This is a genomic window from Lentzea alba, from assembly GCF_047445655.1.
Classification (GTDB): Bacteria; Actinomycetota; Actinomycetes; order Mycobacteriales; family Pseudonocardiaceae; genus Lentzea; species Lentzea alba_A.
This window is the reverse complement of record NZ_JAJAEG010000022.1, coordinates 16,807-29,389: the sequence shown is the minus strand read 5'-3', so window position 1 is coordinate 29,389 and position 12,583 is coordinate 16,807. Positions and strand designations below refer to the sequence as shown.

General features: G+C 68.6%; 8 protein-coding genes and 1 tRNA gene. 8 read left to right on the top strand and 1 reads right to left on the bottom strand.

From position 1 onward, the window contains the following. Positions 1-147 precede the first annotated feature (147 nt). Together LFM09_RS32070 and LFM09_RS32065 are read left to right on the top strand one after the other, a co-directional pair. Positions 148-6,207, top strand: coding sequence for an RHS repeat-associated core domain-containing protein (locus tag LFM09_RS32070; RefSeq protein ID WP_414100318.1), 6,060 nt, complete (start codon positions 148-150; stop codon positions 6,205-6,207). Beyond that, positions 6,185-6,490 carry a hypothetical protein gene (locus tag LFM09_RS32065; protein ID WP_414100317.1) on the top strand — a complete coding sequence of 102 codons (306 nt, stop codon included), beginning with the start codon at positions 6,185-6,187 and terminating at the stop codon, positions 6,488-6,490. The genes LFM09_RS32070 and LFM09_RS32065 overlap by 23 nt, the downstream gene beginning before the upstream one ends. A 190-nt stretch (positions 6,491-6,680) precedes the next feature. Here the strand turns inward: LFM09_RS32065 and LFM09_RS32060 are convergent, their stop codons facing one another. Further along, complete coding sequence (locus tag LFM09_RS32060; RefSeq protein ID WP_414100316.1) at positions 6,681-7,613, bottom strand: homocysteine S-methyltransferase family protein; 933 nt, start codon at positions 7,611-7,613, stop codon at positions 6,681-6,683. A 137-nt stretch (positions 7,614-7,750) separates the two neighbouring features. Between LFM09_RS32060 and cmk the strand changes: the two genes are divergently transcribed. The 6 genes from cmk (at position 7,751) to LFM09_RS32030 (ending at position 12,519) form a co-directional block, all read left to right on the top strand. Further along, a complete protein-coding gene (gene cmk / locus LFM09_RS32055; RefSeq protein WP_414100452.1) occupies positions 7,751-8,437 on the top strand; it encodes a (d)CMP kinase in 687 nt (228 codons plus the stop codon). Next, the gene (locus LFM09_RS32050) at positions 8,434-9,069 is read left to right on the top strand and encodes a lysophospholipid acyltransferase family protein (RefSeq protein ID WP_414100315.1); all 636 of its coding nucleotides are present in this window, start codon (positions 8,434-8,436) and stop codon (positions 9,067-9,069) included. Before cmk ends, LFM09_RS32050 begins: the two co-directional genes overlap by 4 nt. Further along, positions 9,066-10,487, top strand: a complete 1,422-nt coding sequence (der, locus tag LFM09_RS32045) for a ribosome biogenesis GTPase Der (RefSeq protein WP_414100314.1) — start codon at positions 9,066-9,068, stop codon at positions 10,485-10,487. The genes LFM09_RS32050 and der overlap by 4 nt, the downstream gene beginning before the upstream one ends. Before the next feature lie 43 nt (positions 10,488-10,530). Then, positions 10,531-11,163 carry a response regulator gene (locus LFM09_RS32040; RefSeq protein WP_414100313.1) on the top strand — a complete coding sequence of 211 codons (633 nt, stop codon included), beginning with the start codon at positions 10,531-10,533 and terminating at the stop codon, positions 11,161-11,163. Next, positions 11,157-12,272 carry a sensor histidine kinase gene (locus LFM09_RS32035; protein ID WP_414100312.1) on the top strand — a complete coding sequence of 372 codons (1,116 nt, stop codon included), beginning with the start codon at positions 11,157-11,159 and terminating at the stop codon, positions 12,270-12,272. Before LFM09_RS32040 ends, LFM09_RS32035 begins: the two co-directional genes overlap by 7 nt. 173 nt (positions 12,273-12,445) lie before the next feature. Next, a tRNA-Pro gene (locus LFM09_RS32030) sits at positions 12,446-12,519 on the top strand. Positions 12,520-12,583 lie beyond the last annotated feature (64 nt).

Below are 12,583 nucleotides of genomic sequence, written 5' to 3'. Positions count from 1 at the left end.
CGAATGGCTGTGTTAATCCGGTTTGCGGACCGCTAGGAATGTTTTGAAACCACACGCCGATTTTGTGTCGCGCATTGTTCTGGGTCACTTGGGGATTGATCGTGACCGGCGCGCACCGGGCGGAACACCTTGGGGGCAGGGGGAACTGTGGGGGTTCGAGTGGCGCGCCGGTCGCGCCTGATCGCGTTGAGCTGTGTCGTGGTGGTGAGCGCGAGCTTGCTGCAGGCCGTGACGTTCGGGTCGGCGGCGGGTGCCGTGCCCGGAGTCAGCGCGGGTGCCGGGCCGGTCGACCGGCCGGCGCCAGCGTCCGCACGGCCGGACGAGGCCGTGTCACCGGACAAGTGGCCGCCGGTCGTGCCGCACGGCGTGAAAGCCGACGGCGCACCGGCCAAAGTGGACAGTGCTCGGCTGGCGCAGGTCAGAGCCGAGGCCGACGAGGTCTTCGCGAATGTCGAGCTGCGCTCGGGTTTCGTGCTCGGCGACACCTCGCTGGTGGCGTACTTCGACGTCAAGGACGACCCGCGGCCGTGGCAGTCGTGGCGGGTCAGGCTGTTCGAAGCCGGCAGCGGCACCGAGCAGGCCTCGACGACGCTGCCCCGGTCCGACCTGAACGTCCAATGTGGAGCGGTGCGGCAGTTCTGCCGGTCGTTCGGCGCCGCCGACGGCTGGGTGCTGGACCGCGAGAAGGACTACTTCGTCACGATCGCCGCGCTGCTGGACGAGGGCGGCGAGCTCGTGTCCGCGCCGAGCCCGAACAGCAGGCCGCGCACGACCGAGCTGCCCGATCCGCTGCCGGTCGAGCAGGTGTCCGGCTGCGGTTGTGGCGCGGCGCTGAGCAGCACCGGGACCAAGCCGGCGTTTCGCGGGGACGCCGTCAACACGGCGACCGGCGCGTTCAACCGGATCGAGACCGACCTGCGGATGGCCTCGTTCGGCATCCCGTTCACCACCACCCGCGTGTACTCGTCGAGCCTGACGATCCCGGGGCCGTTCGGGCCTGGCTGGGCCTGGTCGTACGGCATGCGGGTGACGCCGACGGACCAGGGCGCGCTCGTGCTCGCCGATGACGGCGCGCAGGTGCTCTACAAGAACGCCGACGGTGGCGGGTTCCAACGGCCGCCCGGTGTGCGGTCGACGTTGCGCAAGACGGCCGCCGGGTGGGAGCTCGTCACCCTCAACCAGATCACCTACGAGTTCGACGGCGAGGGCAAGCTGGTCGCCGTCCGCACGGCGCGCAACGTCGCAACGAGGCTCGCGTACACCGGCGAGGGCGTCGAGATCACCGACCCGTCCGGCCGCGTCGTCAAGGTGCGGGTGGAGAACGGACGCATCCGCTGGATCGCGTTGCCCGACCACCGCAAGACGTTCTACGACTACGACGACGCCGGGCGCCTGACGGCCTTCAAGGACGCACGCGGCTTCAAGTGGAAGTACCGCTACGGCGCGGACGGCCGGCTGACCGAGGTGCAGAGTCCGCAGGAGCACAAGCGAATCATCCTGATCCGCAACGAGTACGACGCTTCCGGCCGGGTTTCGAAGCAGTTCGACGCGCTCGGCAACACCACGTCGTTCGCGTGGAACGGTGAGACGCAGGAAGCCACCACCACCGACGCGGACGGCGTGATCGTGCGCGACGGATACCGCGGCAACGTGCTGCTCTACACGCGACGCGGTGCGGGAGACACGGACAACCACCGCTACGACAAGTCGCTGAACCGCGCGTTGGTCGTCAACGGCAACCACAACCAGCACGAGTCGCTCTACGACCTCAACGGCAACCCTGTCACTCGACGTGCGCCGCAGCCGATGGCGTTCGACGAGAAGACGAAGTACGACGCGCGCAACAACCCGATCGAGTTCACCGACGCCAACGGCAACGTCTGGAAGAACACGTACAACGAGTTCGACGAGCTGATCCGCACCACGGACGCCGAGAACCACTCCATCACCTACACCTACGACGAACGCGGACTGCGCACCAGCCAGACCGACCAGCGCGGCAAAGTGACGCGGTACGAGTACATCGCCGCCGGGCAGCCGAACTCCGGTCTGGTCGCCGCCGTCGTCTCGCCCGAGGGCAGGCGTTCCGAGGTGGGCTACGACAAGACCGGACGCCGCGTGACGGAAACCGATCCGCGCGGCACGGTGCCCGGTGCGAACCGCTGGCACTTCACCACGAAGACCAGCTACGACGAGCAGGACCGGTCCGTCGAGGTGCAGGAACCGGGCAAGGACCACTCGTGGCGCACCTTCTACGACGAGGTGGGCCGCCTTCGCGCGACCGTCGATCCGGAAGGCACCGAGGTCAAGCACCGCTACCTCGACAACGGGCGTCTCGACGAGGTCGTCGATCCGCGCAAGTCCACCAAGATCGTCTACACGAACGCGGGCCGGCGTGCGGCCGTGCGGATCGAGATGGGCGACGAGCCGGACCTCGTGACGACGTACCAGTACAACGCCAAGGGGCTGATGCAGTCCACCACGTCGCCGCGAGGCAACGTGCCCGGTGCGAACCCCGCGGACTTCACCACCACCTACCGCTACGACGCGAACGACAACCTGGTCAGGATGTCCCGGCCGTATCCGGGTGGCCAGGTCGTGCACCGCGACGTCAAGGTCGACCAGCTCGACCGCACGACGTCCACTGTGGACGAGTTCAACAAGACCTCGTCCAACCAGCGCGACAACAACGGACAGGTCACGTCCGCCACGGACACGCTCGGCCGTGAGCTGAAGATGGGCTACGACCGCAACGGGCGGCAGACCACGCAGACCGACGCGGGCGGCAACTCCTCGAAGTTCACCTACGACGAGGCCGGGAACAAGACCAGCCGCACCGACGCGTCCGGCGGCAAGACCACGTGGGAGTACAGCGACGACGGCCTGCTCGTCGCCACCACCGAACCACGCGGCAACGTGCCGGGCGCGGACAAGGAGAGGTTCACCTCCCACGTCGAGTACGACCTGGCCGGCAACCGCACCAAGGTCGTCGACGCGCTCGACCAGGCCACCACGTCGGCCTACGACGCGACCAACCGGTTGATCTCCGTCACCGACGCCAACAACCACACGACGCGCTACCGCTACCGGGAGGACAACCAGATCCACAGCGTCCATCAGGCGGACGCGAAGTACTTTCCGCACGCGCCGGACACCAACGCCACGGTGTACAGCTATCACGAGGACGGTCTGCTGAAGTCGGTGCGCGACCCGTACTTCCGCACCACCCGCATGGACTACGACCGCGCGGGGCGGCCGATCAGCACCGTGGATCCGTTGGGGCGCAAGGTCGAGGTGACCTACGACGCCGAGGACAACCTCACCACGACGCTGACCAGAAGACAGCACGAGCGGCTCACCGACGAGGAGCGGGCGCAGCGCACCGTCGTCAACACCTACGACATCGTGAGCCGGCGAGAACGCCGTGCGCTGGGCAACGCAGGTCCCGTCTACACGTGGGGCTACGACGCCAAAGACCGCGTGACGTCGTACGGCGATCCGTTGGGTGCCCGCGAGATCACCTACGACGACGAGGATCAGATCAAACGCGTTGTCCGCCGGGAAGCCGGTGGGCGCACCGAGACGTTCGACTACGACTACGACGTCCGCGGCGACATCACCACCCGCGAGTACCCGGACGGCACCCGCGTCACATCCGACTACGACAAGGACGGCCGGGTCACGAAGCTGACCGCGGGCGGCGCGACGTGGAGCTTCGGCTACGACGTCGCCGGGCGGCGGACGAGCACGACGCTGCCCGGCGCCACCGGCCTCGTGGAGAACCGGGTGTACGACGACGCGGGCCGCCTGACCGGCATCGGCACCGAGCGGGTGGGCCCGGCGCGACCGGACGTGCAGGATCCGGTGTCGCGTCATCAACTCGCGCTCGACCCGGTGGGCAACCCGACGAAGGTCGACACCACCCGTGGTGGCGTGACCGAGTCCGTCGCGTACTCCTACGACGAGGCGGACCGCGTGACGTCGGCGTGCTACGCGGCGGCGGACTGCGGCAAGCACACCCCGGCGGCGGGCAGGATCGACTACGAGTACGACCTCGTCGGCAACCGCACGTCGCAGAAGAGGTCGGGCACCGCGGGCGACGACGTCACCCGCTACCACTACGACTCGGCGAACCAGCTGACGAAGAAGATCTTCGATCCGCGTGGCGGCGGCCCGACGATCACCGACTACGACTACGACCTCAACGGCAACCAGACCAAGGCGGGCAAGGAGAAGTTCAGCTACCACCTGGACAACTCCCTCGCCACGGCCACGAACGCCGGAGGCCAGCAGACGTCGTTCTCCTACGACGCCACCGGATCCCGGATCGCCGGTGTCAGCGGTGACGCGACCCAGCGCTGGGCGTGGGACATCAACGGCACGCTGCCGCAGATCGCGGTGGACACCACGACCAACGCGGCCGGTGCCGTCGTGGAGAAGCGGGCCTTCGCCTACGGCCCTGACGACGAGCCGTTGGCGTTGATCGATCCGGTCGCAGGCGTGCACCCGTACACGCACGACTGGCTCGGCGGTACGGCGAACATGCTGTCGCCGGACGGAAAACCGGTGGCAGGATACGACTTCGACCCGTTCGGCAACCCGAGGCAGGGCGCGACCCTGCCACCCGGCAAGCCGGAAGGGCCTGCGAACCCGTTGCGGTTCAACGGCCAGTACCAGGACTCGAAGTCCGGTGAGGGCAACTACCACCTGCGTGCGCGCACCTACAACCCGGACACCGGCCGGTTCACCTCGACCGACCCGATGCCGCAGCCAGGCGCCGCCATCTCCGCCTACGCCTACGCGGAGAACAACCCGGTGGCGTTCAGCGACCCGACCGGCGCGGTGGTCGACGCGGGCGGAGGAGGCGGTTCGACGCCGGACGCGGGCACCGAGCCGACCGGCCCGAGTCCCGAGGACCTCGCGAAGGCGCAGCAGCTCCAGAGCAAGAGCGTGCTCGACGTGATCCTCGAGGCCGGCGGCCAGATCCTGATGGAGTTCCTGGGGATCAACGACCTCATGAACTGCCTCAAGGGCGACCTGGGTGCGTGCGTCTCGCTGGTCGTGGGCGCGCTGCCGTGGGGCAAGATCTTCAAGGCCCCGAAGATCGTCGCGGCGATCTTCAAGGCGGGCAAGGCGGTCGTCTCCTTCTTCCAGGAACTGAAGTGGGCACGCGCCATCATCCAGGGCGCGGAGAAGGCAGCGGAGGCGGCCAAGGCGGCGGCCGCGGCAGCCGCCAAGGCCGCGGCGGAGAAGGCCGCCAAAGCCCGTGCGGCGGCGGAGGAAGCGGCGCGCAAGGCAGCCGCCCAAGCCGCCGAACGTGCGAAAGCCGCGGCGGCCAAGGCAAAAGCGGCCACGAAGAAGAAACCTGATCCCTGTCCGGCCACGGCCAAGCACAGCTTCCCGGCGGGCACGCGGGTCCTGCTCGCGGACGGCACCACCAAGCCGATCGAAGCGGTTCAGCCGGGAGACACCGTCGTCGCGGGTGAGGTCTCGGGCAAGTCCGTGGACCAGCAGGTGTACTTCACCATCCGCACGGACCACGACAAGTCCTATGTGGACGTGACTGTTGCTGACGGCGGCACGATCACGGCGACGGACAACCACCCGTTCTGGTCGGTGACGGCCGGACGCTGGGTGGACGCGGGTGAGTTGCGTGCCGGCGACCTGCTGCGCACTGCGGCTGGCACGTTCGTGCAGATCACGGCGGTGCGTGCCTACACGGCCTCGCAGCGCACGTACGACCTGACGATCAACGGCACCAACACCTACTACGCACTCGCCGGCTCGACCCCGTTGCTGGTGCACAACTGCGGCACCGGTGGCAGTGCCAGCACCCCGACCCAGCAGGTCGGTTCCGGGAACGCGTACTCGGTCGCCTACGAGATGAACCTCCCGACCAGCGCCTACCCAGGCAAGTCGCGAGAGCACCACTTCAAGCTCGCGAACACCGATCTGGTGAACGCGATGGACAACGATCCGGCCTTCGGGAAGATGATGGAGAACCTCATCCCGGGGCTGCGCAACAACCTCGTCGGTCCCAGGGGCGGCATCAGCGACAAGTCGCCGGCGTCGCTGGGGTGGACGTGGCACCACCACGCCGATGCCGGAAGGATGCAGCTGGTGCCCAAGGTCCAGCACAAGGCGAAGGGCGCGCTGCAGGGTCTCTTCCACCCGGGAGGTGTAGGTGGCTTCAAGATCTGGGGCTGACTGGAGCACGCTGGGCGACGTCATCGCCGGCATCGCGACCGTGTCCGACGACCTCACGATCTACGCGGGGGAGGAACCGGCCGGTCCTTCGACGCGGGTGGTGCTGCTCGACCAGTCCGCGGGCGATCCTCCAGCCGATGTGCGATACCTGCTCGAGGTCGTGATCGCCAAGGAGGTTCTGGAGGTGTGGTCGGAGTGGCGGGACGGACGGCAGCCCACCCTGCCCGAGGCGTGTGAGGCAGTGCTCCACTACGCCAGTCACGACGCCTATCTGCCGGACTGACCACCTGTCGGCACATCGCGGCGCTGATCGCCGCGATGTGCCGGTGGCCGGTTCCACTGCAGCCGCCGAGCAGTGCACCTATCGGGCGCCCCGTTCGCGAGGAGGTGCTGTGGCCAGGAAGAAGCTTGGAGGACTTCGTCCGGTCCGTCTGGCGGATCCTGTTCCGGTTCACCACCAACGACCTGGTGCGTCAGGCTGGAGCTGTTCCCGCCACCACAGAGCTGATCTTCGCGATGTGCCGGTGGTCGGTGCCGCAGCAGCCGCCGAGCACCGTCAGCTGTGGGTGGTTGTTCCTGAGTCGCAGGTAGTCGGCCGCGAGTTCGTCCGGGTCGCCGCGGTCGAGCTGTTCCGCCTCGTCGAGCTCGGTGTGGCTGAGCTTGGACGCGTTGGCCCGGATGCCTTTGATGCGTTTCGTCCACGGCGCTTCGGGGTCGAGGACCGACGCGAAGTGCGTGGGGTGCGCGCAGTTGACCATGTAGTAGGCCGGGTAGCTGTTCGTGGCGCGGTCGGTGGCCTCGATCGCCTCCTTGAGCGTCTCGCCGGTCGGCAGCGTGCCGTCGGTCTCCACGGTGAACGAGATGACCACTGGCAGGTTTTCCTGACGTGCGGCGTCGGTGATGCCGGTGGCCTCCGGCACGTTGGTCATCGTGATCGCGGTGACCAGGTCGGCCTCGGTTCGGGCGAACGTCTTGATCTGCTCCGCGTGGTAGTTCCCGGCTTCCTCGCGGCTCATGATCGTTTCCGGGTGGTAACCGTCGTGCCGCGGGCCGACGCAGCCGCTGATGACGACGGGGATCGCGAACCTGCGCCGGATGTCGAGCAGCAGGTCGACGGCGGCCCGGTTGGCCTTGTCGAGACTCTGGGAGTTGTAACCGCGGCGCTCCGCCCAGTCCGGGTTGGCCCGCCAGGTCGGGGTCTCCAGCACGATGCCCACGCCGTCCCGTTCCGCGATGGAGGCGTACCGGTCGAAGTAACGGACCAGAGCCGAGCGGCCGTCGGGGTCGTCGAGCAGCGGGAACGCGGCGAAGTCGGGCAGGTCGATGCCGTCGTCGAAGACGAGCGTGGTCTCTATGCCGCCGTCGGTGAGGAAGAGGTCGGCGTCCAGTTGCGGCAGCGCTGGCATGGTGGCCTCCTGTTCGTCGGCTGCAGTGTGCGCCTCCGACAGCGGTCCCGCCTGCGGTGTGAGCGTCCGCACCAGGCACAATGTCGGCCGTGGGGATCTCGGAGGGAGCAGCGGTGGGCCAGGGTCAGTTGCGCGGCGTGGTGGCACTCGACGGACCGTCCGGGACCGGTAAGTCCACCGTCGCGAAGCGCCTGGCGATGGCGCTGGACGCGCGCTACCTCGACACCGGCTCGATGTACCGGGCGATCACGGTCGCCGTGCTGCGCGCCGGGGTCGACCCGACGGACGAGGTCAAGGTCGGCGAGGTCGTCGACAACGCCGTGCTCGTGGTGGGCACGGATCCGGCCAGGCCCGGCATCACGCTGGACGGCGACGACGTGGCGGTCGAGATCCGCGGGCCCGAGGTGACGCTGGCCGTGTCGCCGGTGTCGGCGACCAAGCACGTGCGGGAGCTGTTGGTCGAGCAGCAGCGCGCGATCATCGCGGACGCCGTGGACAACGTGGGCGGCATCGTCGTCGAAGGGCGCGACATCGGCACGGTCGTGTCGCCGGACGCGCCGTTGAAGGTTTACCTGACGGCCTCGGAGGACGCGCGCGCTGCCCGGCGGACCAAACAGGACAACGCGGCCGGGCGGGAGTCCACTTTGGACGCCGTGCTCAAGGACGTGCAGCGGCGCGACAACTACGACTCGTCGCGTGCTGTGTCGCCGTTGAAGGCTGCTGAGGACGCGGTCGAGGTGGACACGACCGAGCTCGATCTCGCGGGCACTGTGGACGCGTTGCTGGACCTCGTGGAACGGCGTGGTCTGCGGGTGACCGGGTGAGCCAACCCCAGGGCAGCCTGCCCTGGCTGACCGATCTCGGCAGGTGGATCGCGCGTCGGCCCTATGCGTGGCAGTTCCGGATTCGGGTGCACGGGCGTGACCGCGTACCCTTGAGCGGCGGCGTGGTCGTCGTCGCGAACCACAGCTCGATGGCTGATGGGCCGATCCTGTTCGGAGTGCTGCCGCGGCGCGTGACGTTCCTGATCAAGCAGGAGATGTTCGCGAACGCCGTCGTCGGCTACCTGCTGGGCAAGATCGGGCAGATCCCCGTCAAACGGGGAGAAGCCGACCGCACCGCGCTGACCAGCGCGTTGGCCGTGCTCAAAGCCGGTGGCGTGATCGGGGTCTTCCCCGAGGGCACGCGTGGTGAGGGCGACGTGGCGAACGCGCAGAACGGCGCGGCGTGGCTGGCTCGGGTCGGCGGCGCGGTCGTGCTGCCGGTCGCGTGCCGCGGGACGTACCAGGCCAAGGGCTGGCGGCCCCCGGTCGACGTGCTGATCGGTGAGCCGTTCCACCTTCCCGAGGGGAAGGGACGGGCCGCCCTGGGCGTTGCCACCGAGCAGGTGCGCGATCGCCTGGCGACACTGGTCGCCGAACTTGATGGACTTCGTATGAGTGAGGGAAGACGATGACGGACCTGGACGGCACCTGGGAGGACGAGGCCGACTGGTCAGCCTTCGACGACCTTTCCGACGACGCCGAGGAGGCCGCGCCACCGCAACCGGTGCTCGCGGTGGTCGGACGGCCGAACGTCGGCAAGTCCACGCTGGTCAACCGCATCATCGGCCGTCGTGAGGCCGTGGTGCAGGACGTGCCGGGCGTGACGCGTGACCGTGTCGCGTACGACGCGCTGTGGAACGGCCGCAAGTTCACCGTGGTCGACACGGGCGGCTGGGAGCCGGACGCGGTCGGGCTGCAGGCCTCCGTGGCCGCGCAGGCCGAGCTCGCGATGGCGACCGCGGACGTGATCCTGCTGGTCGTGGACGCGTCGGTGGGCGCGACGACGACCGAGGAGGCCGTCGCGAAGGTGCTGCGCCGGTCGAAGAAGCCGGTGATCCTCTGTGCGTCCAAGGTGGACGACGACCGCCTGACGGCCGACGTCGCCTCGCTGTGGTCGCTGGGCCTGGGCGAGCCGTACCCGGTGTCCGGCCTGCACGGCCGCGGCTCCGGCGACCTGCTCGACGTGATCCTGCAGAAGCTGCCGGAGACCCCGCGCGACGACTTCCGCGGCGGTGCCGGTGGCCCGCGCCGCGTCGCGCTGGTCGGCAAGCCGAACGTGGGCAAGTCGTCGCTGCTGAACCGCCTGACCGGGGAGAACCGCTCGGTCGTCGACTCGGTCGCGGGCACGACGGTCGACCCGGTCGACTCGCTGGTGGAGCTCGACGGCGAGATCTGGCGCTTCGTCGACACGGCCGGCCTGCGCAAGCGGGTGAAGTTCGAGAGCGGCGCCGAGTACTACGCCTCGCTGCGCACCAAGTCCGCGATCGAGACCGCCGAGGTCGCGATCGTGCTGCTCGACGCGCACGAGCCGTTGTCCGAGCAGGACCTGCGCGTTCTGACAATGGTCGTCGAATCCGGCCGCGCGTGCGTGCTGGCGTTCAACAAGTGGGACCTGGTCGACGAGGACCGCCGCAACGAGATGGTCCGCGAGCTCGAACGCGGCCTGGTGCGCGTGCCGTGGGCCGACAAGGTCAACATCTCCGCCCTGACCGGCCGCGCCGTGCACAAGCTGGCTCCCGCGCTCCGGACGGCCTTGAACTCGTGGGACACCCGCGTGCCCACCGGTCGGCTGAACCAGTGGCTGTCGGACCTGATCGCCGCGACCCCGCCCCCCGTGCGCGGCGGTAAGCAGCCCAAGGTCCTGTTCGCGACCCAGGCCTCGACCCGCCCGCCGACGTTCGTGCTGTTCACGACGGGTTTCCTGGAGGCGTCGTACCGCCGGTTCATCGAACGCAAGCTCCGCGAGGAGTTCGGCTTCGAGGGCAGCCCGGTCCGCATCTCGGTGCGCGTGCGCGAGAAGAAGAAGGCCGGAGCTTCGTCCAAGAAGTAGCGCTTTTGTTGCCCTTTGGCATGAGGTGCGGTTGGTTGGGTTCGTGGCCGTACGAGTGGTTCTAGCCGACGACGAGGCCCTGCTGCGGCGGGGCCTGAAGGTCCTCCTGGAAGCCGACGGGCGAGTGGAGGTGGTCGGGGAGGCCGCCGACGGCGCCGAACTGGTCGAAGTCGTCCTCCGGTGCCTGCCGGACGTGGTGCTGGTCGACGTCCAGATGCCGGGCGTGGACGGCCTGGAGGCGGTGCGGCGGCTTCGCACCTGGGCCACCCCACCAGCGATCGCCGTGCTGACCACGTTCGACCTGGACGACTACGTGGCGACCGCTCTCGATCTGGGCGCTCAGGGCTTCCTGCTGAAGGACGCCGAACCCGAGGCCCTGGTGCGCGCTGTCGTGGACCTGGCGGCCGGTGGCGCCGTCCTGGATCCGCGCATCACGGCACGTCTGTTGCCTCGCCTGCGTGGTTTCCGGGCCAACCGACAGCTCGACTCACTTTCGGCGCGCGAACGCCAGGTGCTGGAGCTGGTCGCCGGCGGCCGTTCGAACCACTCGATCGCCGAGGAACTCTGCCTGTCCGAGGCCACGGTGAAGAGCTACGTCTCCACCGTGCTGACCAAGCTGGGCGTGGAGAACCGGGTGCAGGCGGCTCTGGTCGCCCATCAGGTCGGTGTGTGGTGAAGGCTGTCTACCGCGAGGTTCTGACCGTCGGAATCACCACGGGCGTCGTGCTGCTGACCCAGGACCGCCCGTTCCCCTGGTCCCTGTGGGCCGCGGTGGGCGCTTCTCTTCTGCTGCCCGTACGCCTCCGCTGGCCGTGGCTGGCCTCTCTCTTGTGCATCCCCGCCGTCGCCGGCGGCCTGGGGTGGGCGCCGGCCCTGGTCGCCCAGTTCCGCTTGGGGCGCAAGGAGAAGTCCATCCCGGTCCAGTTCTTCTGGGTTGGTTCACTGACCGTCGCCGCGATCGCGCCCGTGCTGCTCACCGAAACCATTCCGCTCGGTTCGTTGCTCCTGGCCACCGCCTTCGCGTTCGGTCTCGCCGGCGCACCCACGGCGTTGGGCGCCTTGGTGACGACCCGCAAGGAGCTGACGCAGTCCCTGTACGAAACCCGGCGGGCCCGCGCCGCCGAACTGGAAGCCCAGGAAACCTCGGCCCGTGCCGCCGAACGAGCCCGCATCGCCCGTGAAATCCACGACGCCGTAGGTCACCACGCCACCTTGATCGCCGTGGAGTCCGCCGCCCTGGCCGCCACCGCCTCGGATCCTGCGGTGCGCGAGACGGCGTTGCGTTTGCGTTCGCTGGCAAAGGAATCGCTGTCGGAGATGCGCGCTGCACTTGGTTTGCTGAACTCCGACACGTCCTATGCCTCTTTGCAGGAGCTGGTTGATCGCGCCCGTGTCGCAGGTGTGTCCGTGACTCTGTCGGAGACTGGGGACTCGGTGTTGTCGCCGGCTGTGTCGCGTGCTCTGTTCCGGGTGGTCCAGGAGGCGCTGACCAACGTGACGAAACACGCGCCCGGTGCTGCCGTGGCGGTGACCGTGGACCGTTCGTCGCCCGTGCGCGTGTCGGTGGTGAACGGGCCTGGCGACCTGCCCTCTCTCGGGGACGGCGGTGGCGCGGGGTTGCACGGGTTGTCGGAGCGCGTGCGGCTGGCCGGAGGCACCCTGACCACCTCGTACCGCGCGGACGGCGGGTTCGCCGTGTCGGCCGTGCTACCGCCCGGTAAGTCGAAGGTTGACGGACAAGACTCGACTTTCGGCGGTGGTGCACGTTCGTCGGCCAACGCATAGTTCTTGGTGTCGGTCGAGGATCGGGGGATCGGTCGGACCGAGGGACGCGGGGACCCGAACTTCGGGTCCCCGCTGTATATCCGCAGGTGGATCGGTGTGCGGGGGCCCGTTTTTGATCTCTGTTCGCGGTGTTGTAGGATTCTTTCTGCACGCCGGGAGACCGGGAGTGTGGCCGGGACGTGGCGCAGTTTGGTAGCGCACTTGACTGGGGGTCAAGGGGTCGCAGGTTCAAATCCTGTCGTCCCGACGGCCAATGACCAGCGGGTTTACCTTTCGAGGTAGACCCGCTGGTGTCGTTTTTGCCCGATTGT

What these genes read in the sequence shown, in the direction of transcription:
- LFM09_RS32060 (WP_414100316.1), bottom strand. Translation starts at nt 7,613, where the DNA reads ATGCCAGCGCTGCCGCAACTGGACGCCGACCTCTTCCTCACCGACGGC.
- der (WP_414100314.1), top strand. Translation starts at nt 9,066, where the DNA reads ATGACGGACCTGGACGGCACCTGGGAGGACGAGGCCGACTGGTCAGCC.